This is a genomic window from Marinobacterium iners DSM 11526 (genome assembly GCF_900107855.1).
GTDB lineage: Bacteria > Pseudomonadota > Gammaproteobacteria > Pseudomonadales > Balneatricaceae > Marinobacterium > Marinobacterium iners.
On sequence record NZ_FNRJ01000007.1, the window covers coordinates 39,355 to 60,634 of the forward strand.

Annotated in this window: 20 protein-coding genes; 9 read left to right on the forward strand and 11 right to left on the reverse strand. The window is 57.4% G+C overall.

What is annotated here, in order from left to right:
- Positions 1-7: 7 nt before the first annotated feature.
- The 3 genes from BLV48_RS19480 to BLV48_RS09275 all read right to left on the reverse strand — a co-directional run bounded on the left by BLV48_RS19480 (position 8) and on the right by BLV48_RS09275 (position 3,424).
- Positions 8-133 carry a hypothetical protein gene (locus BLV48_RS19480; protein WP_277987737.1) on the reverse strand — a complete coding sequence of 42 codons (126 nt, stop codon included), beginning with the start codon at positions 131-133 and terminating at the stop codon, positions 8-10.
- A 130-nt stretch (positions 134-263) separates the two neighbouring features.
- Positions 264-2,732 carry an ABC transporter permease gene (locus BLV48_RS09270; protein ID WP_091826288.1) on the reverse strand — a complete coding sequence of 823 codons (2,469 nt, stop codon included), beginning with the start codon at positions 2,730-2,732 and terminating at the stop codon, positions 264-266.
- Complete coding sequence (locus BLV48_RS09275; RefSeq protein ID WP_091826290.1) at positions 2,729-3,424, reverse strand: ABC transporter ATP-binding protein; 696 nt, start codon at positions 3,422-3,424, stop codon at positions 2,729-2,731. Before BLV48_RS09275 ends, BLV48_RS09270 begins: the two co-directional genes overlap by 4 nt.
- Here BLV48_RS09275 and BLV48_RS09280 point away from each other — a divergent pair.
- Positions 3,423-4,040, forward strand: coding sequence for an arylesterase (locus tag BLV48_RS09280; RefSeq protein WP_091826292.1), 618 nt, complete (start codon positions 3,423-3,425; stop codon positions 4,038-4,040). The two genes, BLV48_RS09275 and BLV48_RS09280, sit on opposite strands and share 2 nt — an antisense overlap.
- Here BLV48_RS09280 and BLV48_RS09285 read toward each other — a convergent pair.
- The 3 genes from BLV48_RS09285 to nudE form a co-directional block, all read right to left on the reverse strand.
- The gene (locus BLV48_RS09285; RefSeq protein ID WP_091826294.1) at positions 3,979-5,694 is read right to left on the reverse strand and encodes a sensor histidine kinase; all 1,716 of its coding nucleotides are present in this window, start codon (positions 5,692-5,694) and stop codon (positions 3,979-3,981) included. The two genes, BLV48_RS09280 and BLV48_RS09285, sit on opposite strands and share 62 nt — an antisense overlap.
- Before the next feature lie 88 nt (positions 5,695-5,782).
- Positions 5,783-6,367: a Fe-Mn family superoxide dismutase gene (locus tag BLV48_RS09290; RefSeq protein ID WP_091826295.1), complete on the reverse strand. Its 585-nt coding sequence runs from the start codon at positions 6,365-6,367 to the stop codon at positions 5,783-5,785.
- Positions 6,368-6,583: 216 nt separating this feature from the next.
- Positions 6,584-7,132, reverse strand: a complete 549-nt coding sequence (nudE, locus tag BLV48_RS09295; RefSeq protein WP_091826297.1) for an ADP compounds hydrolase NudE — start codon at positions 7,130-7,132, stop codon at positions 6,584-6,586.
- Between the two features lie 46 nt (positions 7,133-7,178).
- On the opposite strand from nudE, the gene yrfG reads away from it, so the two are divergent.
- Together yrfG and hslR are read left to right on the forward strand one after the other, a co-directional pair.
- Entirely contained in the window at positions 7,179-7,835 is a 657-nt protein-coding gene (yrfG, locus tag BLV48_RS09300; protein WP_091826513.1) for a GMP/IMP nucleotidase, read from the forward strand.
- Positions 7,832-8,257 (forward strand): ribosome-associated heat shock protein Hsp15, encoded by a 426-nt coding sequence (hslR, locus tag BLV48_RS09305; RefSeq protein ID WP_091826298.1) that lies wholly within the window; start codon positions 7,832-7,834, stop codon positions 8,255-8,257. The genes yrfG and hslR overlap by 4 nt, the downstream gene beginning before the upstream one ends.
- Here the strand turns inward: hslR and BLV48_RS09310 are convergent, their stop codons facing one another.
- Positions 8,258-9,052: a phosphatase PAP2 family protein gene (locus tag BLV48_RS09310; RefSeq protein WP_091826300.1), complete on the reverse strand. Its 795-nt coding sequence runs from the start codon at positions 9,050-9,052 to the stop codon at positions 8,258-8,260.
- Positions 9,053-9,147: 95 nt separating this feature from the next.
- Between BLV48_RS09310 and hslO the strand changes: the two genes are divergently transcribed.
- Positions 9,148-10,023, forward strand: a complete 876-nt coding sequence (gene hslO / locus BLV48_RS09315) for an Hsp33 family molecular chaperone HslO (RefSeq protein WP_091826302.1) — start codon at positions 9,148-9,150, stop codon at positions 10,021-10,023.
- Between the two features lie 196 nt (positions 10,024-10,219).
- On the forward strand, positions 10,220-11,767 hold the full coding sequence (locus tag BLV48_RS09320; RefSeq protein ID WP_091826304.1) for a phosphoenolpyruvate carboxykinase: 1,548 nt from the start codon (positions 10,220-10,222) through the stop codon (positions 11,765-11,767).
- A gap of 57 nt (positions 11,768-11,824) precedes the next feature.
- Here BLV48_RS09320 and BLV48_RS09325 read toward each other — a convergent pair whose 3' ends face one another.
- Together BLV48_RS09325 and ppx are read right to left on the reverse strand one after the other, a co-directional pair.
- Positions 11,825-12,796, reverse strand: coding sequence for a hypothetical protein (locus BLV48_RS09325; RefSeq protein ID WP_091826306.1), 972 nt, complete (start codon positions 12,794-12,796; stop codon positions 11,825-11,827).
- Entirely contained in the window at positions 12,796-14,316 is a 1,521-nt protein-coding gene (gene ppx / locus BLV48_RS09330; RefSeq protein ID WP_091826308.1) for an exopolyphosphatase, read from the reverse strand. Before ppx ends, BLV48_RS09325 begins: the two co-directional genes overlap by 1 nt.
- A gap of 187 nt (positions 14,317-14,503) precedes the next feature.
- On the opposite strand from ppx, the gene trxA reads away from it, so the two are divergent.
- The 4 genes from trxA (at position 14,504) to BLV48_RS09350 (ending at position 18,683) form a co-directional block, all read left to right on the forward strand.
- A complete protein-coding gene (gene trxA / locus BLV48_RS09335; protein WP_091826310.1) occupies positions 14,504-14,830 on the forward strand; it encodes a thioredoxin TrxA in 327 nt (108 codons plus the stop codon).
- Positions 14,831-15,047: 217 nt separating this feature from the next.
- Positions 15,048-16,307, forward strand: coding sequence for a transcription termination factor Rho (gene rho, locus BLV48_RS09340; RefSeq protein WP_091826312.1), 1,260 nt, complete (start codon positions 15,048-15,050; stop codon positions 16,305-16,307).
- A 113-nt stretch (positions 16,308-16,420) separates the two neighbouring features.
- Positions 16,421-17,902: a 4-hydroxy-3-polyprenylbenzoate decarboxylase gene (gene ubiD / locus BLV48_RS09345; protein WP_091826314.1), complete on the forward strand. Its 1,482-nt coding sequence runs from the start codon at positions 16,421-16,423 to the stop codon at positions 17,900-17,902.
- Positions 17,903-17,945: 43 nt separating this feature from the next.
- Entirely contained in the window at positions 17,946-18,683 is a 738-nt protein-coding gene (locus BLV48_RS09350; RefSeq protein ID WP_254775006.1) for an NAD(P)H-flavin reductase, read from the forward strand.
- A gap of 64 nt (positions 18,684-18,747) precedes the next feature.
- Here the strand turns inward: BLV48_RS09350 and BLV48_RS09355 are convergent, their stop codons facing one another.
- Positions 18,748-20,001: a heme biosynthesis HemY N-terminal domain-containing protein gene (locus BLV48_RS09355; protein WP_091826317.1), complete on the reverse strand. Its 1,254-nt coding sequence runs from the start codon at positions 19,999-20,001 to the stop codon at positions 18,748-18,750.
- Positions 19,998-21,278, reverse strand: a complete 1,281-nt coding sequence (locus BLV48_RS09360) for a uroporphyrinogen-III C-methyltransferase (protein ID WP_091826318.1) — start codon at positions 21,276-21,278, stop codon at positions 19,998-20,000. The genes BLV48_RS09355 and BLV48_RS09360 overlap by 4 nt, the downstream gene beginning before the upstream one ends.
- Positions 21,279-21,280 lie beyond the last annotated feature (2 nt).

Sequence of the window (21,280 nt, forward strand, 5' to 3'; positions counted from 1 at the left end):
CCGGTGTTTACCACTGAACCACCTTGGTCAACACGATGCTCACCGGCATGGTTACCCAGGCCAGTGCGACCAGGTTGATCAGAATCCAGCCGTAGCCGGAGCTGTCACGAAAGTTTTCATCATGATGAGCCATGTTTCACCCTTATCCAATAGAACTGTTTAATTAATGATCAGCATAGGGCCGCCGATTATAGCTCAAGGGTTAGGGTTTTTATAGCCAAAGGTAATAAGCGCTCTTTTTGTAAGGTTATTGCTGCACCCGGCTAACCTGAGCGCAGCAATCGGTAGCATTGGTCCAGCCGCAGTGGTCGTCGAATCAACAGTCCAATCAGCACGAATAACAGGGCAGCGAATGGTGGCAAACTGAGCCAGAGCAGGGGGTGCAGGCGCGGGTCGATCTGCAGAAGATACAGGTGCAGGCTGGCCAGCATGGCTTCGGCACTGATACTGGCCAATACGCCACACACCAGTCCAATCAACAGAAACTCCAGCAGATCAAGGCGGCGTGCCTGCTCTGCGGTCACTCCCAGTGTCTGTAACAGGGCTGACTCAAACCGGCGTTGCTCCAGTGCTTGCAGCAGGGTAACGCCGAGCAGCATCAGGCCGCAGCCGAGGCTCAGCGCCAGTATGAGAGCCGAGCTGTCGGCCAGCCGCTTCAACCATTGCGATAGTTGAGACAGCAGCTGATCAATGTCGATCAGTGTCAGCGAGGGGAACTGCTGCAGCAACTGCCGCGACACCTGTTGTCGCTCTGGCGGCAGGTGGAAGCTGGTGATCCAGGTTGAGGGCGCTCCCTCAAGCGCACCCGGACTGAAAATGATGTAGAAGTTGGGGCGGAAGGAGGTCCAGACTACCTCGCGAATATTACTGATGCGCCCCTCAATCTGCACTCCGCCAACGTCGAAGCCGAGTCGGTCACCGATCTTGAGTCCCAGCTCCTGTGCCATCTCCCCTTCGATGGAGATCAACGGCTCGGTGCTGTCAGCCGACCACCACTCACCCGCTTGCAGCGGATTGTGTTCAGGGCGTTCAGTGCTCCAGCTCAGATTCAGCTCGCGACGCAGGGTGTTGTGTGATTGTTGCTTCTCGTTGAGCTGGGGTTGAACAGGTGCGCCGTTCAACTCAGTGAAGCGGCCGCGAATCATCGGGTAAAGCTCGGTTTCAAGCGACTGCTCATCCAGAAATTGGTCCAGCGCTTCCTTTTCCCAGGGCTGAATGTTGATCACAAAATAGTTGGGCGTGTCGCTGGGGAACTGCGCCTGCCACTGCTGCAGCAGGTCGGAGCGGCTGATCCAGATGACGCTGAGCAGAGTGAGCAACATAACGACCACGGCGGCCTGCAGCCGGTGCCACTGACGCTGCTGGCGCAGACGCATCAACAACAGACGTCCCAACAGCAGGCGTCGAGCGAGCGGTTTGGCGCTGGCGATCAGCGCCCATTGAGCCAGCCAGCCGAACAGTACACCGCCAATCATCAGAAACAGCAGCAGGCTGATGGCCGCTGCCGGTGCCTGCAGGAATGCCAGCAGGGTGATGATCAGCAACAGGGCAGAACTCCCCTGCAGCAGCATGGCGATGCGATCCCGTGGAGGCGGATCGCCGCGCAAGAGGTGGGCGACCGGAATGCGAGCCAGTTGCAGAATGGGAGGCAGGCCGAGCAGTACCAGCAGTGCCAACCCCAACGCCGGGCCAGTCAGCCAGCGCAGCCAGCCGGCAGCGGGCAGCGATTGTGGCAGAAGGTCGGCCAGCCACTGATAGACAGCGGCCTGTAACAGGTAGCCGGTAACAAAGCCGAGAATGGAGGTTATGGCCCAGGCCATTAGCAGCTGGTAGAGGTAGAGTTGAACCAGCTGGCCCGGCTTGAGGCCCAAGTTCAGCAGCAGGGCGCTGCGGGTGTGCTGGCCGAGTGCGAACCGGCGCAGGGCCAGCACAATGGTCATGGCAGAGAGCAGCAGAGCGATCAGTGCCGTGAGCTTGAGGTAACGTAGTGCATTGCCCAGCGCGTTGCCGGTCATGGGCTGGTCAGCCTGCAGTGCATGCAGGCGTTCATGGTCGGCGAGGGTGGGCCGCAGCTTTTGATCAAGCTGACGTATCCGCTCGCTGCTGCCGGCGATCAGCAGGCGATAGTCGGCACGGCTGCCCTCGGCCAGTACGCCGCTGGCTTCAAGGTCGGCGTGATTGACCAGGATATGTGGACTGAAGCTGCGAAAGCCCGAGCCCCGATCCGGTGAGGCCAACAACCGGTGTGTGAGCGTCAGTTTTGCGTAGCCAAACTCTAGCTGGCCGCCCAGTTCAAGCCCCAGCTGAGTCATCACGCGGGGTTCGGCCCAGACCTCGCCGGGGCCCGGAATCTCGCCCTGTTGCACAGGTTCAGTGACCAGCTCACCCCGCAGGGGATAGGGTGACTTCAGTACACGTACTGAAACCAGCATCAGCTCGTCACCCTGCCCCACCATGCTGGGAAACTGGATAACCTGAGTGTGGCGTGTATCAGACAAGTCTATCTGATCCAGCCGCTTGGGCGTAATCGGACGGCTGCTGCTCAGCACCAGATCGGCTCCCAGCAGGCTGGCACTCTCACGCAGCAGGCCTCGCTCCAGTCGATCGCCGAGGACCGCCAGCAGAGTCGTCAGGGCGATGGCAACCCAGGTTGCCAGCAACAAAGCACGCCATTCAGTGGTGCGCAGCTGGGTATGCAGCTGACGCCGGGCCAGTCGGGGTAACAGGCTCATTCTACCACCTCTTCCAGACGGCCGGCATGAAGGTGCAGGCGTCGACGGCAGCGCCGCGCCAGCTCCAGATCATGCGTGATCAGGATCAGAGTTGTACCCTGGCTGGCATTGAGGCTGAACAGCTGTTCAATAATCTGGTGTCCAGTCTCGTCATCCAGGTTACCGGTTGGCTCATCCGCAAACAGTACACTGGGGCGGGTCGCAAATGCGCGAGCGATCGCCACGCGCTGTTGCTCGCCACCTGACAGTTGCGAGGGGTAATGATCCATGCGGGCACCCAGTCCAACCTCCTGAAGCCAGTGGCGAGCCTGTAGTTCAGCATCTGCAGCACCCTGAATCTCCAACGGCAAGCGAACATTGTCGAGAGCGTCCAGTTCCGGCAGCAGATGAAAGGACTGAAAAATGAAGCTCAAATGGCGCAGCCTGATATCGGCACGAACCGGGTCGTCCAACTGGTCAAGCGGTTGACCGGCAAACATGACATGGCCTGAAGTCGGGGTATCGAGACCGGCCAACAGGCTGAGCAAAGTGGACTTGCCTGCTCCGGAACGGCCGATAATGGCCAGACTTTCACCGGGTGCAACACTCAGACTGAGTCCGGTGAAGAGTTCTACCTTTCCCGCTTGTGTATTGAAACTTTTTGCGACATCGTGAGCCTCAATAATCGGTTTACCACTGTCGAGGTGCTGCATGCGTTATCTGGTCTCTTGTCTGCTGTTGCTGTTTGTTTGCGTCACTCCACTGCAGGCGAAAACCCTGCTGGTGGTCGGGGATAGCCTGTCGGCCGCCTATGGCATGCCTCAAAGCGATGGCTGGGTCAGCCTGCTGGAGCAGGAGCTGAAACAGCGTGACAGCCACCGGCGGGTGATCAATGCCAGTATAAGTGGAGAAACCAGCAGCGGCGGGCTGAGTCGACTGCCTCGGTTGCTGCAGGACTATCGCCCGGATCTGGTACTGCTGGAATTGGGCGCCAATGACGGCCTTCGCGGTACCCCCCTGAGCATACTGGAACAGAATCTGCGCCAGATGATCGAGCTAAGCCAAGCGGCGGATGCGCAGGTGCTGCTCATCGGCATACGCCTGCCCCCTAACTATGGACCTCAATATACAGAAAGGTTCTATCAAATCTATCCACAGCTGGCTGAAGAGTTTGGGCTGCCACTGGTACCCTTCCTGCTTGAAAGCGTGGCAACTGACCTGCGACTTATGCAGCGTGATGGCTTGCATCCCAATCGTGATGCTCAGCCTATCCTGCTGCAGACGGTGTGGAAGCAGCTCGGACCTCTGCTTGAGAAAGAGGGATTCTAAGTCGCAGCCGGGTGCCGTCACCCGGTTGACTGTTGATGGTCAGATCTCCTCCCAGAGCCTTGGCCCGAGCCTGCATGCCGAGCATACCGAAACGCCCCTTGCGGCTGATGATGGATGGGTCAAATCCGCAGCCGTTGTCACGGACTTCCAGCTCCAGTCGGTCGGACGGTTCGTCGGCATCAGAGCGTTGTAGCCGGATTTGGACTTCGGTACAGCTGGCATGCCGCTGGATGTTGGTCAGCGCCTCCTGAATCATGCGGTAGAGATTGATGTTGAGCCGTTCCTCCATATCGTTCAGGGCGCCCTTGAGGGTCAACTCCAGCTGAACCCCCTGTCGTTCAAGGTGCTGACTGCGAATTAACTCGCGTACTGCGTCCACCAGCCCCAGGTCATCCAGCAGGGTTGGGCGGAGTGCGCGCATCAGATCATAGGTGACATCGTAAATATGTCGTGCGATAGCATCGATGCTTTCGGCATGATGGTTAACGCTGTCACTGCTGTCAGGATGATCCTGCAGCAGCATGCGTGCATCGGTACGTATTGCAGTGAGGCATTGGCCCAGCTCATCGTGCAGCTCTTGGGCAAGGTGGCGCCGTTCCCTTTCCTGAATATCCAGAATGCGATGGGTGAGCTGTTGGTTTTCTTGCAATTGCTGCTGCAGTTCTTCTGAATGGGTCTGAAGGTGTTGCTTGAGACGCTGGATCTCAAGTGTTTCAAGGTAACTGATGGTGGCAGCCTGCCGTTGACGCAACCAGGCGTAAAACAGCAGGCTGCCGCTGGTATTGAGGACGAGCGTGATCAGTACCAGCCCCCAGCTGAAGTCGGCCAGTCGTACCGGGTATTCCAGTAGCAGGCTTAGCTGCAGGTGTTTATTGCCTACAGTCTGCTGGCGCGGCAGATAAAACAGCACCGCTTCAGGCGTGGTACTTTGCCACAAAGTCTGGGGGCCGTTCTGTGGCAAGGTCAGGCTGACACGACTGCCCGGTGGCAGCATTTCTGTGTCGAGCAGGTCACGGCCGCGCAGGGCGACTGACAGCAGCAGGGTTGGATCCTGTGGTACAGCCAGAAAGGCAGCGATCAGTGGCTCTCCTCGCGCCTGGTTGAATACATCCGAATAGGCTATCAGTGACTGATTGCGAGCGGTGGCGATGGCGGTCTTGAGGGCGGGAATCAGGCTCAGGTCGGTGCCCAGCGGTGGCAGGTCGCTCTGCCCGGCCGGCAACGCAAGGATAACAGGCTGATAGATGACCGCTCCTGATGTTTCAGTGTTGGCGGGTGTAATGGCGCTGAGACCGTGCAGAAGAAAGTCGGGGTACTTCAGTCGCATTTGCCGCTCGAATGCGTAAATCTCGTCTTCCGTGACCAGCTGCTGCAGGTGGAGGCGGTGGATGACGGGTGAGAGCGGCAGAAGCTCTTCCAGCGTCTGCGACAGACCGCTCAGGTCGTGACTGCTGCGAGCGGTCAGGATAGCCATGTGGTGCAACAGCTGCTCGGTTTTGTTCAGTCGCTGATTCAATCGCTGCTCAAGGTTGACAAGCAGTGCACTCTGGTGACGGCTCAGGCCGCTCAGATCAAGCTGAACCAGCAAGCCGAGCAACATCACTGTCAGCAGTATCCAGAGCAGCAGGGCCGTGAGCTTGTGAGATCCGAGCATCAGTCAGGTGTCCTTTCCCGAGCGAGAAACGCAGACAGTATAAACAGAAAAGGCGCCCGCAGGCGCCTTTTCAAAACGACGAGGTTGATCAGCCGTTGTAGTTTTCGTTAACGAAGTCCCAGTTAACCAGTGCCCAGAAGTTCTTGAGGTATTCAGGACGCAGGTTGCGGTAATCGATGTAGTAGGCGTGCTCCCACAGGTCAACCGTCAGCAGAGCGGTCTGTCCATCGGTCATCGGTGTACCGGCGTTGCTGGTGTTAACGATATCCAGAGTGCCGTCTGCGTTCTTCACCAGCCAGGTCCAGCTGGAACCGAAGTTGTTCACAGCCTTGTCGTTGAACGCTTCCTGGAACTTCTCGAAAGTTCCCCATTTTACGGCGATGGCATCGGCGATATCACCGGTCGGTGCGCCGCCACCATTCGGAGACAGGCAGTGCCAGTAGAAGGTGTGGTTCCACACCTGAGCCGCGTTGTTGAAGATGCCGCCAGCCGGAGCAGTCTTGATGATCTCTTCCAGAGACTTGCCTTCAAACTCGGTTCCCGGTACCAGACCGTTCAGCTTCACAACGTAGGTGTTGTGGTGCTTGCCGTGGTGGTATTCCAGAGTCTCGGCAGAGATGTGCGGTTCCAGTGCATCTTTCGCATACGGCAGTGCAGGCAGTTCGAAGCTCATAGTAATCACCTTGTTTATTGAGACAGGTTCAGCATAAAACCGATTGTTGTTGGTGAGGTTGGACCAGACAGGGGCCAAACCTCTTGGGTGCCCTGATGATAGCACCGAAAAGGCGTCTTATCATGGCACAGTTTGTAGCAGTATTATGAAGTGCAGACGGGCTGTACCAATTGCACCTCAATGGGTATGTTGAGGCGCAGGGGAAAAAAACAAGGCCTATCCCGCGCGAGACAGGCGCTGCTGTACCAGGCAGAGGGCGGCGATCGCACGGCCTTCGGAAAACTCTGCCTGGTCGAACAGCTCCGGCAGCTGTGACATGGGCCAGGGCACCAGTTCCAGTGGCTCGGGCTCATCACCTTCCAGTTTGTTGGAGTACAGATCGCGTGCCAGAATCACCTCAAGCCGGTGCCCCATATAGTTGGGTGCCGCCGTGAGCTGGCGTATATGGCTCAGCTCGCGTGCGCCGAAGCCGGCTTCTTCCTGCAGCTCACGATTGGCGGCTGTCAGTGCATCCTCACCGGGGTCGATCAATCCCTTGGGTAGTGTCAGGACATACTCCTCCAACCCTGCGGCATATTCACGAATCAGCAGCACCTCGTCGCGCTCGTTGATGGCGACGATCATCACCGCCCCGTGACCACCGGTTCTGAGCCGCTCATAGTGCCTCTCAACACCGTTGCTGAAACGAAGCTGCATGCTTTCAATATGAAACAGCCGGCTGCTGGCCACTTTGGTTAACTTCAAAATCTCGGGCTTGGCGGTCATACTGATATCCGAAAACTGTTATTACCTGTCAGAGTGTTCCCTGATTATGCTTGATTGGCAAGCCATAGATACTGTGCTGTTGGATATGGACGGCACCCTGCTCGACCTGCACTTCGATTCCCACTTCTGGCTTGATCTGGTGCCTCAACGCTATGCGCAAAAGCGAGGACTGGAGCTTGAGAATGCCCGCCAGTGGCTGCACGAGCGGATTCGGCAGGAGCAGGGCTCACTCAGCTGGTACTGCCTGGACTACTGGACCGAGCAGCTTGATCTGCCGATTGCCCAGCTGAAACGGGAGATCATGGATCGAATCGGCTTCCGCCCCGGCGCCGAAGCCTTTCTGCAGGCGCTGCGCCGCAGTGGACGGCGTACCGTGATCGCTACCAATGCCCACCGGGACAGTCTGGCCCTCAAGATCGAAGTGACCGGTATCGATCAGCAGGTGGACCTGGTGATCTGCTCGCACGATTTCGGCTATCCCAAGGAAGAGCAGGCGTTCTGGCAGACACTGCAGGAGGTGGAGCCTTTCAACCCGGCGCGCACACTATTGGTCGATGACAGTCTGGCGGTGCTGGCATCCGCACGGCGGTACGGTATCGCTCACCTGCTGTCGATCACCCAACCGGACATGCAGCAGCCGGCGCGGCAAGTGACTGAATTCGATGCAACCAATGATTTCAGCGAGGTGATAGCAGCCCTATGAGTCATCACCATAAGGAAGAGCTGGAGCGCGAAAAGTCTCAACAGGCGCACCAGGGCGTGCGGCTGGACAAGTGGCTTTGGGCCGCCCGCTTTTACAAAACTCGGGCCCTGGCCAAGGAAATGATCGAGGGTGGCAAAGTGCATTACGATGGCCAGCGCAGCAAGTGCAGCAAACATGTGGAGATCGGTGCGCTGATCCGCCTGCGGCAGGGGAATGACGAAAAAACAGTCGAAGTGCTGGCGCTGTCGGATCAGCGTCGCGGTGCCTCGGAAGCACAAAAGCTGTATCGAGAAACCGAAGACAGCATCCGCGCCCGCGAACAGCGGGCACTGGAACGCAAGACCCAGGGCAGCGCGCCGGAGCAGCGGCCGAACAAGAAAAGTCGGCGTGAGCTGCTGCGGATCAAGGGCAGTTGGGACTGATCAGCGGCCCGGGTTGAAAAACGGCAGCCTTCCCAGCAGCGGAATGCGGCCGGCCAGTCGATACAGGGGCGTCAGCCCCATCAGCAGCCATCGGTTGAGCCAGCCGGCAACCGGTGTGGCCCAAGCCCATGCCAGTGTGGTGAGCGCCAGACACATGCCACCAACGGCAGCATCGGTGAACCAGTGGGCTCCGCCAAACAGGCGTGGCAACATCAGAAAAATACCTAGCCCCGCCGCGCAGAAAGTTGCCGGGCTCCGCCGAATGAACAGCAAAAAACCGACCCAGACCAGCAGAACACTGGCATGGTCACCGGGAAAACTGGTAGACGCACTGTCCTTGGCCGGGATCTCTGGCAGATGTTCACCGAACAGATAGGCTGGCTGTAACTGCAGGGACGGGCTTGGACCACTGAGGCCGGCGCTGTGTGCGTACTCAGACAATAACTCCCGCATCGGCAACATCAACAGCATCAACAGTAGAAAACCGGTAAATGCGGCCTGAAGCTGATGACGTCTGAGCCCCCCCAGTCCGGGGAAGATCAAAAACAGCAGCATCACAACCGCTGAAAGGGCGTCAACCTCGCGGGTGTTCATCCATGCCCAGAAGTGAGCCCAAGGCTCGTTGTGGAACAGTGAGCCGTTGAGTGTGAAAAATACCGATCGGTCGATGCTGCGCCATATTTCACGACCAGCATCGCTGGCAAAGCTGAGCAGCAGCAGAGCCGCCACCAGCTGAGTCGAAATGAATGCCAGCGGTCGCCAACGAGTGGAAAAGACAGGTTCCGGGGTGATCATCAGCGGTCCATTCAGCTAGAATTACGAAACCACTATTCTAGCAACACCGCTCGGCCGACTCACGCGGTACGAGCAGAAATCTCCGGGAATCCTGCATGAGCAACCCAGATCAGATCCAGCGCATTCTGTTCGAACAGATTGATGTCCGCGGCGTGGTCGTCGGACTTGAAACCAGTTACCAGGAAGTGCTGGCGCGGCACGACTATCCGCCGGTACTGCAGCGGGTACTGGGGGAAATGCTGGCGGCCGTCGGCATGCTCAGCGCGACACTGAAGTTTGAAGGCCGCCTGCTGTTGCAGGCTGAAGGAGAAGGGCAGGTTAAGATGCTGATGGCTGAGTGCAACCGGCATCAGGATCTGCGCGCCATCGCCCGCTATGATGGAGAACTGGGCGATGATCTGAGTTTTGATCAACTGCTGCAGAACGGTCGTATAGCCTTAACTATCGAACCGGAAAAGGGTCAGCGCTATCAAGGGGTTGTCCCGCTTGAAAATGAGACGTTGGCGCAGTGCCTGCAGGCATATTTCGAACAATCTGAGCAGCTGGGTACCTCAATTCAGTTGGCCGCTGATGGGCAGCGCGCCGCCGGCCTGATGTTGCAGGTTATGCCGGCCGAGGGGCGGGGAGATGAGGACTGGAATCGGGTCAGCATGCTGGCCTCTACGCTCAAGGATGAAGAACTGCTTCAGCTGGACAACGAAGCGCTGCTGTTCCGTCTGTTCCATGAAGAGGAGTGTCGGCTGTATGAGCCTCAGCCGCTTCGATTCCGCTGTGACTGCTCACGCGAGCGTAGCGCCGAGGCACTGAAATTTATGACCGAAGAGGAATTGCTGGAGATTCTCAAGGAGCAGAACGGCATCATTGATGTGGGCTGTCAGTTCTGCAATCAGACCTATAATTTCGATGAAACCGACATCCGTGCATTGTTCAGCGAACCGGGCTATCTCGACGAAGATGGTAGAATGCATTGAATAATCAGTGAGTTGGAAAGGTGGCCGTAGGATCGGGGAGGATTTTAAATGAGAATGATTCCGGCAGTCCCATCCCGGCGGATTTTGTGCAATAATACGGCCCCAAAAATAACAACCCGAGCTGCGTTAACCGGAACGCAGTGGCCCTTTTTTGCTTTCAGGTAATTGTTTGGCGAACAGCCAAGGGAATCCAGTAATGACCAAAGAAACCGTCACTAGCGTACACGTGAATCTGACCCCGGCTGAGCTGGTCGAGCGTGCGATTCAGCGTAACGAAGGCGTCCTCGCGGACACCGGCGCACTGGTTGTCACCACCGGTCAGCGTACAGGTCGCTCACCGATGGATCGCTTCATCGTCGAAGAGCCGAGCACGTCTGACGTGATCGAGTGGGGCAATATCAACCGTCCTTTCAACGCCGACAAGTTCGACGCACTCTGGACCCGGGTTGAAGAATATCTGACTGACAAGGAACACTTTGTCTCTCATGTGCACGTAGGGGCTGATCACAGTCATTACCTGCCGGTCAAAATGACCACTGAAACCGCGTGGCAGAATCTTTTTGGTCTCAACCTGTTCATCCGTCCGCACGAATACAATCCGAAGAGCAAAGAAGAGTGGCAGATCCTGAACGTGGCTGGCTTCCAGTGTGAGCCTGAACGTGATGGTACCAACTCCGATGGCTGCGTCATCCTGAACTTCGCCAAGCGCAAGGTGCTGATTGCGGGCATGCGATACGCCGGTGAAATGAAGAAAGCGATGTTCTCGGTGCAGAACTTCCTGCTGCCGGAAAAAGACGTACTGCCGATGCACTGCTCTGCCAACATTGGCGAAGATGGTTCCACTACCCTTTTCTTTGGCCTGTCCGGCACCGGCAAGACCACTCTGTCTGCTGACCCCGAACGCTACCTGATCGGTGATGACGAGCACGGCTGGGGCAAGGGCGTTGTCTTCAATCTGGAAGGTGGCTGCTATGCCAAGACCATCAACCTGAGCAAAAAGAACGAGCCGATCATCTGGGATGCCATTCGCTTCGGTGCCATCGTTGAAAACGTGGTACTGGATGGCAGTCGCAAGGCGGACTACAACGATGTCTCCCTGACCGAAAACGGTCGCTGTGCCTACCCGCTCGATCACGTTGACAAACGTTCTGCCACCAATATGGGTGACGAACCTGATTCAATCGTGTTCCTGACCTGTGACCTAACCGGTGTACTGCCGCCGGTATCCGTATTGAGCAAGGAAGCGGCCGCATACCACTTCCTGTCCGGTTACACCGCACTGGTCGGCTCTACCGAAATGGGGTCAGGTGGTGGTATCAAGTCCACTTTTTCCACCTGCTTCGGCGCGCCGTTCTTCCCGCGTGCTGCGCATGTGTACGCCGAACTGCTGATGAAACGTATTGAAGAGTACGGCTCACGTGTTTACCTCGTGAACACTGGCTGGACCGGTGGCTCCTTCGGTACCGGTGAGCGCTTCAGCATTCCGACTACGCGGGCCATCATCAGTGCCATCCAGAGCGGTTCATTGAAGGATTGCGAAACCGTGCAGTTGGACGGGATCAACCTGGCGGTACCGACAGCGGTTCCGGGCGTTGACACCAAGTTGCTTAACCCGCGTGATACCTGGGCTGATCCGGCCGCCTATGACGCAGCGGCAGCCGATCTGGCCAAGCAGTTCGTCAACAACTTCACCAAGTTTGATGGTGTATCCGCCGAGATTCTGGCGGCAGGTCCCAAAGCCTGAAACTGGACTTGATCCAAACGCAACGCCCCGCATGTCGGGGCGTTCTTGTATCCGGGACTAGCGTTCAGCGGTCGGCACGACAGACCGTACCAACAGTTTCTGCCAATACGGGTGTTTCAGGGTGCGGCTCAGCAGAGCGATGACCAGCAGGGCGAATCCCAGCCGTGCCCAGAAAATACCGGACAGATCTGCCCCGATCAGCATGACCAGCAGGGTGTCTTCGATCAGGCTGTGACACAGGCCGAGCAGGCTGATGGCGGCAAAGATATCAGCCGGTGCGATGTCGCCTCGCTCGGCTTCACGAATCAGCAGTCCTCCGCCGTAGGCCAGACCCAGAGTCATGCCAATCAGAGTGATTGACAGAGCGCCGGGCGCGATGCCGATCAGTTTGAGTAACGGCCGCAGCAACCATTCCAGCAGACGCTCGATGCCGAGCAGACGCAACAGGCGCAGTGCGGTCAGCAGCAGAACGATTACTCCCGCAGTCCATGCCAGTGTTTTCAACTGGCCTAGTGTCCACCCGAGCAGGCTTGGGTCTTCCGGTTGAGGTACCCAAGGGACGCGATTGACGGCCTGCAGGGTTTCACTGTGCTGATAGAACTGGTGCAGCAGCACAGACAGAACAATGCCGCCACCGATACGCAGCAGCAGTTGTGGAATGACACGACAGCCCGCTTTCTGTGCTACGCGAATCTCAACCGGAAGGTTGTGAGCGCTGAGCAGCAGGGTACCAAGAATGGTGGCCTGGGCGATGCTCCAGTGCTCAGTGCCGGTGGTGGAAAAGAAGATGATAATGCCGGTGTAGATATTGGTCAGCATGGCACTGGCCCAGATCAACCCCGCCTCCGGCGGCAGCCCCATCCAGCCCATCAAGGGCGCAAACAGATGACCCAGTAGTTCAGCAGCCCCCAGTTCAGTCAGCAGCTTGACAATGAGAATGGCCGGAACCATCACTTTGAACAGGGTCAGAATCACCCTGTAACTGTCAGTCAGAATCTCTCTGATCGAATGCAGCAGGGCTCGATACATCAGCTGATCTTGAGCTTGAAATCAATATTGCGCAGGTAGCCGGCTTCCTGCTCCAGGTCAGCCCGGGTCAAGGGATGTTGATCCAACCAGCCCGGAGGGAGTGCCAGCTCGATTCGATGTCCGTCCACATTAAGCCTGAAAGCAGGCAGGCGTGCCTTGCTGCGGCTGCGGTGCAGCAATACCGCCAGCCGTAACAGCAGACAGAGGTAGCGGCAGGATGCTTTCAGAGCAGGCGGCAGGTTGCGAAACTCATCCTTGGGAAACTTGCGTCGGTGGCCCCGCACCAGAAATGCCAGCTGCTGCTGTTCGGGGCGGGTGAAGCCGGGCAAGTCTGAGTGCTGCAGCAGGTAGGCACTGTGTTTGTGAAACTGGCTGTGGGCTACAGCGAGTCCGATCTCGTGGGTCCTGGCCGCCCAACTCAGCAATTCTCGGTACTCGATATCCTGCAGCTTCCAGGCCTCTGCTGTCTGTTCCAGAGCGGCCAGTGCTGTCGCCTCTACCCGAGCGGCCTGACGCCTATCCACGTGGTAACGCCGAGCCAGTGCGGTGATGGTGCGCTCGCGTACATCCTCATGGCGCAGTCTGCCTGCCATGTCATATAACAGGCCTTCACGCAGGGCGCCCTCTGAAAAACTCATGCTTTCGACGCCCAGAGATTCGAAAATGGCGCCGAGAATGGCGATGCCGGCGGGCAGTACGGCACAGCGCTCAGGCTTGATGCCATCAATCTGAATGCGATCAATATGCCCCACACTGACCAGATACTCGCTGAGCTGTTTCAGTCCACTGGCACTGATCTGGTCATTGCTCAGGCCGAGAGAGATACAGGCCTGACGGGCGGCCTTGATGGTGCCTGATGCTCCTACACTGCTGCTCCAGCCGAGGCGGCGATAGCCACGCCGGATTGACAGCAGCTCCTGCAGGGCTGCTGTGCGTGCCTCTCGCATGGCGGCAGCCGAAATTTCACCGCTGGAAAAGAACAGGTCGGTATAGCTCACACATCCCATCTGCAGACTTTCACACAGGCGTGGCTCAAACCGGGAGCCGATAATGAACTCAGTGCTGCCACCGCCAATATCCACCACCAGGCGTCGGCCGCTATCATCGGCCAGAGTATGCGAGACACCAAGATAGATCAGGCGGGCCTCCTCTCGACCGGCGATGACCTCAACCGGTGTGCCCAGCAGGGCCTCGGCCCGGGCAATGAAGTCATCACTGTTGCGAGCTTCGCGCAATGCGTTGGTGCCGACTACCCGAATCGATTGGCGGGGAAGGTCCACGACCCGCTGGGCGAAGCGGCCCAGACACTCAAGCCCACGTGCCATTGCGTTTTCTGTCAGGCAGCCTTCGGCGTCGAGCCCGGCAGCCAGTTGTACTTTCTCCGACAGTACGTCCAGTGTGCTCAGTTCGCCGGCAAAAACGCGGGCAACGATGATGTGAAAACTGTTGGAGCCGAGATCGATGGCAGCCAACAGAGAGGTGTCGGCGGTCGCCACGGCAGCCGTGTCCTGTGCGTACATCAGCGATTTTCCCCAATTTACAGCGGTCAAGAATGCAAAAATACCGGTTAACGGGGGCCGGATGCTACCCTTTTATGATGACAGTCGTACTGCAGTGTACGACGGACAGGATGTGGCAGGCGTGGGTAGCAGGTGTTATCATCCTGCCAATGTCTTAAACGCACCTCGTGCACTGGAGAATCGATCCATGAGTGAAAATATCGTCAATGTGACTGACGCCTCCTTCGAAGAAGATGTTCTCAAGGCTGAGGGCGCTGTGCTGGTAGATTACTGGGCCGAGTGGTGTGGACCCTGCAAGATGATCGCCCCGGTGCTGGAAGAGATCGCCAAGGAATATGCGGGCAAACTGAAGGTTTGCAAATTGAACATCGACGAAAACAATGAAACGCCGCCCAAGTTTGGCATTCGTGGCATCCCGACTCTGATGCTGTTCAAGGGCGGTAATGTGGAAGCGACAAAGGTAGGCGCGCTGTCCAAGTCTCAGCTGGCGGCTTTCATCGACGCCAATCTGTGAGCCTGGCCAGGTGGAAACACGCAGGCTGCGCAACGGTCGCGTTTTTCCACCAGCTTCTGCTGGACAGGTCCCGTTTTACCTTTTATAGTGGTCCCACATACCGGCCCGGCGATCCATTGTCTGGGTGTCACAAGTAAGACCTTAACCTTATTTCTTCCGACTAACCATCCGGTTTCCATCCGTAACCAGCCGACTCTGGGCTGCTTCTCTGAATACTATGAATCTTACCGAACTCAAACTAAAAAGCGTTCCGGAACTTCTGGATATCGCCATCGAAATGGGCCTCGACAACATGGCCCGCTCCCGCAAACAGGACGTGATCTTCGCTATTCTGAAGAAACATGCCAAAAGCGGAGAGGACATCTACGGTGACGGTGTGCTGGAGATCCTGCAGGACGGCTTCGGCTTCCTGCGCTCAGCCGATTCTTCCTACCTCGCTGGCCCTGACGATATCTATGTATCTCCCAGTCAGATCCGTCGTTTCAATCTGCGCACCGGTGACACCATCTCGGGCAAGATTCGCCCGCCGAAAGATGGGGAGCGCTACTTCGCGCTGCTGAAGGTCAACGAGATCAACTATGATCGCCCGGAAAACGCGAAAAACAAGATCCTGTTCGAAAACCTGACGCCTCTGTTTGCACAACAGCGCATGCGGATGGAAATCGGCAATGGCAGTACCGAGGATCTGACGGCGCGTGTAATTGATCTGGTGTGCCCCATGGGCAAGGGCCAGCGCGCCCTGATCGTATCACCGCCCAAGGCCGGTAAGACGCTGATGCTGCAGAACATTGCCAACAGCATCACCCGTAACAATCCTGAATGCTACATGATCGTGTTGCTGATCGACGAACGCCCCGAGGAAGTGACCGACATGCAGCGCACCGTTCGTGGTGAAGTGGTTGCATCCACCTTCGACGAACCGCCGTCACGTCACGTACAGGTTGCTGAAATGGTGCTGGAAAAGGCCAAACGCCTGACCGAGCACAAGAAAGATGTGGTGATCCTGCTCGACTCCATCACACGTCTGGCGCGTGCCTACAACACCGTTATCCCATCTTCGGGCAAGGTACTGACCGGTGGTGTTGATGCACACGCACTGGAGCGCCCCAAGCGCTTCTTTGGTGCAGCCCGTAATATCGAAGAAGGCGGCAGCCTGACGATCATCGCCACCGCACTGGTTGATACCGGCTCGAAAATGGACGAGGTTATCTTCGAGGAATTCAAGGGTACCGGTAACTCCGAAGTCCACCTGGACCGCAAGATTGCTGAAAAGCGTGTATTCCCGGCGATCAATATCCGCCGTTCAGGTACCCGCCGTGAAGATCTGCTGACCAGCGAAGAAGAGCTGCAGCGGATGTGGATTCTGCGCAAGCTGCTGGATCCGATGGACGACTCCGCAGCTACCGAGTTTGTGATCGACAAACTGAAGGACTTCAAGACCAATGATGAGTTCTTCCTGTCGATGAAGCGCAAGTAAGCCGAATTCACCTGCTGTAGTGAACCAAGGCGACGAAAGCGGGGTAAGCTAATCACTTACCCCTTTTTTATGTACAGGATGTACCCAGTCGTATTCTTTGGACAGGCGATCCCATGTCGACACCCAAATACAAGGACCTGCGCGACTTCATCGAGATGCTGGAAGCGCGTGGCGAACTCAAGCGTATCCGGATGCCGGTTGACCCGGTACTGGAAATGACCGAAATCTGCGACCGTACCCTCAAGGCCGGTGGCCCCGCGCTGCTGTTCGAGAACCCCAAGGGCTATGACATGCCGGTGCTGGGCAACCTGTTCGGTACTCCTGAACGTGTGGCGCTGGGCATGGGTGAGACGTCGGTAGCGGCCCTGCGAGAGGTCGGCAAGACGCTGGCCCAGCTTAAGGAGCCTGAACCGCCCCGCGGCATGAAGGATGCCTGGGACAAGCTGCCGTTGTATCGTCAGGTGCTGCACATGGGGCCGAAACAGGTGCGTAAGGCGCCCTGTCAGGAGATGGTCATCGAGGGCGATGATGTCGACCTTTACCGTATTCCGATCCAGACCTGCTGGCCCGGTGATGCCGGTCCGCTGGTGACCTGGCCACTGGTGATCACCCGCGGGCCGGACAAGCCGCGACAAAACCTGGGCATCTACCGTCAGCAGTTGATCGGTCGCAACAAACTGATCATGCGTTGGCTGGCCCACCGTGGCGGCGCCCTGGATTTCCGTGAATGGAAGCTGGCTCATCCCGGTGAGCGCTTTCCGGTTGCAGTGGCGCTGGGCGCCGATCCGGCGACCATTCTGGGTGCTGTGACGCCGGTGCCGGATACCCTGTCCGAGTATGCCTTTGCTGGCCTGTTGCGCGGTGGCAAAACCGAAGTGGTTAAGTGCATCGGCAGTGATCTACAGGTGCCGGCCAGCGCGGAAATTATTCTTGAGGGGTACATTGATCCCGAGGAGATGGCGGACGAAGGTCCGTTCGGCGATCATACCGGCTACTACAACGAGGTGGATCGTTTCCCGGTGTTTACCGTAGAGCGGATCACACGGCGCAAGGATGCCATCTATCACAGCACCTACACCGGACGGCCACCAGATGAGCCGGCTATTCTTGGCGTCGCGCTGAATGAAGTATTTGTGCCGATCCTGCAGAAACAGTTTCCCGAAATTGTGGACTTCTATCTGCCGCCGGAAGGCTGCTCCTATCGCATGGCGGTGGTCACGATCAAGAAGCAGTATCCGGGGCATGCCAAGCGGATCATGTTGGGTGTCTGGTCGTTTTTGCGTCAGTTCATGTACACCAAATTTGTCATCGTCTGCGATGACGACGTCAATGCTCGCGACTGGAATGACGTGATCTGGGCGATCACCACTCGTATGGACCCGCAGCGGGATACGGTGATGATCGACAATACGCCGATCGACTATCTCGATTTTGCCTCACCGGTTTCGGGTCTGGGCTCGAAAATGGGGTTGGATGCCACCAACAAGTGGGAAGGCGAAACCACTCGCGAGTGGGGTGAGCCGATCAAGATGGACCCAGCCGTGAAGCAACGGGTGGACGAGATCTGGGATCAGCTGGGTATTCTAGACAACTGATACCGGCAGGCGGCTACGGTTGCCTGCAGCAAGGAGTGATGTTTTGGAAACAAGAGTATGTGATGTGACAGGGTTCGAAGCCCTGAATCAGGATGTGTTTCGGGTTCGGCTGCGTCTGACAGCGGTGGACCCGGAGTCGATGCATTATCGAGCCGGCCAGTATTTGGATATTCTGTTGCCGGAGGGGAAAAAGGCATCCTTTTCCATTGCGTCGGCACCGGATCAAGGGCGAGACCTTGAACTGCATATACGCCAGGTACCGGGCAGTGAGTTCAATGCCATGATCCTCAGTTATCTGCAGACCAGTCCATCCGTCCAGATCGAGCTGCCCAAGGGTGCTGTAAGCCTGACTATGGCTGATGTAACGCCTGAAACCCGATTTGTATTTGCGGCTGCCAGCACTGGCTTTGCTCAGATCAAGAGCATGGTCGAACACCTGCTGGCCAATCAGGCCCACAACCGGATCGATATTTACTGGGGCGCGCGCATGGAGGCAGACCTTTATCTGGAGAAGCTTCCACAGCAATGGGCGCATGAACATGCCAATGTGCATTTTATGCCGGTGGTGAGCGAACCCGAAACCAGTCCGGGCTGGACCGGGCGTACCGGGCTTATGCCGGATGCCATTGCCGAAGACCTGGAGTGTATCGAGGATCTGGCGGTATATGCCTGTGGCTCACCTGGGATGGTGTATGCCTTGCTGGATCGACTGACGGAAAAAGGGGTGGCAGAGAATCAGGTTCATTCTGACGTGTTTGCCTGGGCGCCGCGACCGGCCTAGTTCATTTTGCTGCCAGTGATATGAAAACGCCCGGCTTTGCCGGGCGTTTTCGTTTGGGGCAGGCTCAATGGCTCTCGCTGTTCGGTGCAGGCAGAGGCAGCGCCGGCAGTGAGTTATCGAGCTGTTGCAACTCGCGTGTCATCATATCGAGCGTACGCTTGTCTTCGCCCAAGTGATGCAACAGGCGGTACAACTCCTTGAAGGTCTCTGCGTCGGGCTGTAGCTCAAGGCTGCGTTCAAAGTGATTGATCGCCTTGCCCCAGTGTGCGTTACGCATACTCAGGCGCCCCAGTGTCAGCTCCAGACCGGGGCTGTCGGCGTGCTGCTTGAGCCAGCCGCGGGCTATATTCAGTTGCTTCTCGGCATTTTCACCCTGAATGCGGCCATACAACCTGACCAAGTGCTCGTCCCACTGGCGTTTGATCAGGTCTCGCAGCATTTTCTCGACTTCCACTTCGGCGCCGATCTCGATCATCAGATCAGTATAACGGCTGACCAGTACCGGGTTGCGCAGCAGTGGCTGTGGAATGGACTGCCAGCTGCGGCTGAGGCTGCGCAGGCGTTCCTGTGCATCGGCTCCGTCCGGCAGGCTGGAGATGCTGTATTCGAGTTGATGCAGGTGACATTGCAGCTCAAGTTGTTCCAGCTCGTCATCTTTCATCGCCTGCAGTCGCTTTAGCTCCGGTAGAAGCTCGGTAAGGCCTTTCCAGTCCTCCAGCTTCAGATAGGCTTCCTTGAGCAGGCGGATGACATGGGTATGTTTGGGTGCCTGGCGTCGCAGATGGAGCAGTGTGGCCAGGCTGGGTTCCAGTTGACCACGCTCCAGCTGCATTTCTGCCTGAGTGATGCTGATCGCGACCTCGGCCTCGGGGGTTGACTGGCGGGCGCGATTGAGCAGGTCATCGGATGATTTGCTGTCGCCCTGCTCGTGGGCTGCACGGGCCGCCGCAAGATAATTGATGACCGGCAGGTCGGAGCGCTGTGCCGCCTGTGTCAGGTAGCGCTGTGCCTTCCACCAGCTGCCCTCGGACAGCGCCACAAGCCCTTTCAGGGTTTTGCTGCGCGCCAAGCGGTGGTTGCGGTCACTGCGCCAGCTGCGCAGACGATCACCCGGCAATCGTATGTTATGGACCAGGTTGAACAGCCAGTGCAACAGTGCAAAACCGAGTACCAGTATCAGCAACAGCACCCAGAGACTGGTTTCAACCGTGGTCTGCTGGTATGACAGCAGTACATAGCCTGGATCCTGCACCATCAGCTGGCCAACCCAGGCGCCGGCTACCAGCAGTATTAAAAGGATGATAAACAGTTTTTTCATCTGTTCTGCCCTCCCTCACGCAACTGCTGCATGCGACCGAGATAATCCTTGAGGCTGCTCAGGGAGCCGGAAATGTCCGGCAGCTCTGGTGCCACGTTTACCTCGGAAAGTTCAGCCAGTCCTGTGCGCAGGGCAATAGTGGTGGCATCTTTTGGGTCGAAGTGGGTGGCAATCCACTCCTGCGCCTTGCTCAGGCTGCTATCGAAAGCCTGTTGCTTGCGCTGCAGCAAGGCCATCTGAGCCTGTTCCAGCATCAGATGCAGGTTTTGCTGCAGGAAGAAGGTTTGCTCAGGTGACATCAGCGGCTTGATGGGCTCGTCACGGTGTTGAATCACGATCAGCTGCTCAAACTTGTTTACTGCCTTGTTCCAGCTGGTCTTGAAACCGTCGCCCCAGGACTGCTTGACACTTTCGGGTGTGATCTCTTCCAGCATCTGCGGCAGCTCACGTCGTTCGCTGACGGGTACCACGCGCAGGTTGTCCACCTGACGGTTGAGCGCACCCAGTCGCAGGAATACCCCCTCGCTATCCAGTCTGGGCACTGCTTCCAGTGCTGCGATGTCAGCGGCCAACGCCTTGCGTACATCGTAGATGGTAACGTCATCAGTTTCACTGAGAATGGTGTCGGCCGATTTCAGGAGAGTCAGTGCGCCATTCGGAGTCTGTTCCATTAATACGCGCTGATTGGCCAGTCGCAACAGATATTCCACCTCGGCCAGCAACCAGTCTTTGCGGCTGAGCTCACGGCTCGCTGTGACCTGCTGGATACTCCGGGTCAGTCGATCCTGCAGCTCGGCGATATTCTGCGCTTCGGCTTCCGAGCGGGCCTGCAGCTGTCCCAGTTGCTGGTTTACACTGCTGACTGTCTGGGCCACTTCGGCTCGACCATTGGCCAGGGCGGTTTCGACCTGTTGGCTGAGGCGTTCCTGCATCTGGCTGTTCTGTTGTTTCAGTTGCCAGCCTTCCCAAGCCAGATAGCCTCCGCCGCCGAGGGTTATAAGCGACAGCACCAGTGCCAGCTTGCCGGGCCAGGTTGCGCCACAGCGTTTTTGACTTTCAGCCTTCGGCTTGCGAGGAGGCTGTTTGGCAGGTTTGTCGGCAGTTGCGCTGGAGGCCGCATTAGCGTCCTGATTTACTTCCGGTTTTTCTTTGGTGGTTTCAGCGGCTGATTTGCTGGTATCCGTAGCAGGGGAGTCCTTTGTCTTGCTGCTGGACTCGTCGTGTGCGTCAGCGGGCTTATTGGTTGGTTCAGATGAATTGTCGCGGGTTTCTTTCATGC

Excerpts from the sequence above, each read along its gene's own strand:
- rho (WP_091826312.1), top strand. The coding sequence starts at position 15,048 with ATGAATCTTACCGAACTCAAACTAAAAAGCGTTCCGGAACTTCTGGAT.
- BLV48_RS09320 (WP_091826304.1), top strand. The coding sequence starts at position 10,220 with ATGACCAAAGAAACCGTCACTAGCGTACACGTGAATCTGACCCCGGCT.
- BLV48_RS09310 (WP_091826300.1), bottom strand. The coding sequence starts at position 9,052 with ATGATCACCCCGGAACCTGTCTTTTCCACTCGTTGGCGACCGCTGGCA.
- BLV48_RS09290 (WP_091826295.1), bottom strand. The coding sequence starts at position 6,367 with ATGAGCTTCGAACTGCCTGCACTGCCGTATGCGAAAGATGCACTGGAA.
- BLV48_RS09270 (WP_091826288.1), bottom strand. The coding sequence starts at position 2,732 with ATGAGCCTGTTACCCCGACTGGCCCGGCGTCAGCTGCATACCCAGCTG.
- BLV48_RS09355 (WP_091826317.1), bottom strand. The coding sequence starts at position 20,001 with ATGAAAAAACTGTTTATCATCCTTTTAATACTGCTGGTAGCCGGCGCC.
- hslO (WP_091826302.1), top strand. The coding sequence starts at position 9,148 with ATGAGCAACCCAGATCAGATCCAGCGCATTCTGTTCGAACAGATTGAT.
- trxA (WP_091826310.1), top strand. The coding sequence starts at position 14,504 with ATGAGTGAAAATATCGTCAATGTGACTGACGCCTCCTTCGAAGAAGAT.
- BLV48_RS09280 (WP_091826292.1), top strand. The coding sequence starts at position 3,423 with ATGCGTTATCTGGTCTCTTGTCTGCTGTTGCTGTTTGTTTGCGTCACT.
- ppx (WP_091826308.1), bottom strand. The coding sequence starts at position 14,316 with ATGTACGCACAGGACACGGCTGCCGTGGCGACCGCCGACACCTCTCTG.
- BLV48_RS09275 (WP_091826290.1), bottom strand. The coding sequence starts at position 3,424 with ATGCAGCACCTCGACAGTGGTAAACCGATTATTGAGGCTCACGATGTC.
- BLV48_RS19480 (WP_277987737.1), bottom strand. The coding sequence starts at position 133 with ATGGCTCATCATGATGAAAACTTTCGTGACAGCTCCGGCTACGGCTGG.
- BLV48_RS09360 (WP_091826318.1), bottom strand. The coding sequence starts at position 21,278 with ATGAAAGAAACCCGCGACAATTCATCTGAACCAACCAATAAGCCCGCT.
- BLV48_RS09285 (WP_091826294.1), bottom strand. The coding sequence starts at position 5,694 with ATGCTCGGATCTCACAAGCTCACGGCCCTGCTGCTCTGGATACTGCTG.
- ubiD (WP_091826314.1), top strand. The coding sequence starts at position 16,421 with ATGTCGACACCCAAATACAAGGACCTGCGCGACTTCATCGAGATGCTG.
- hslR (WP_091826298.1), top strand. The coding sequence starts at position 7,832 with ATGAGTCATCACCATAAGGAAGAGCTGGAGCGCGAAAAGTCTCAACAG.
- yrfG (WP_091826513.1), top strand. The coding sequence starts at position 7,179 with ATGCTTGATTGGCAAGCCATAGATACTGTGCTGTTGGATATGGACGGC.
- BLV48_RS09325 (WP_091826306.1), bottom strand. The coding sequence starts at position 12,796 with ATGTATCGAGCCCTGCTGCATTCGATCAGAGAGATTCTGACTGACAGT.
- nudE (WP_091826297.1), bottom strand. The coding sequence starts at position 7,132 with ATGACCGCCAAGCCCGAGATTTTGAAGTTAACCAAAGTGGCCAGCAGC.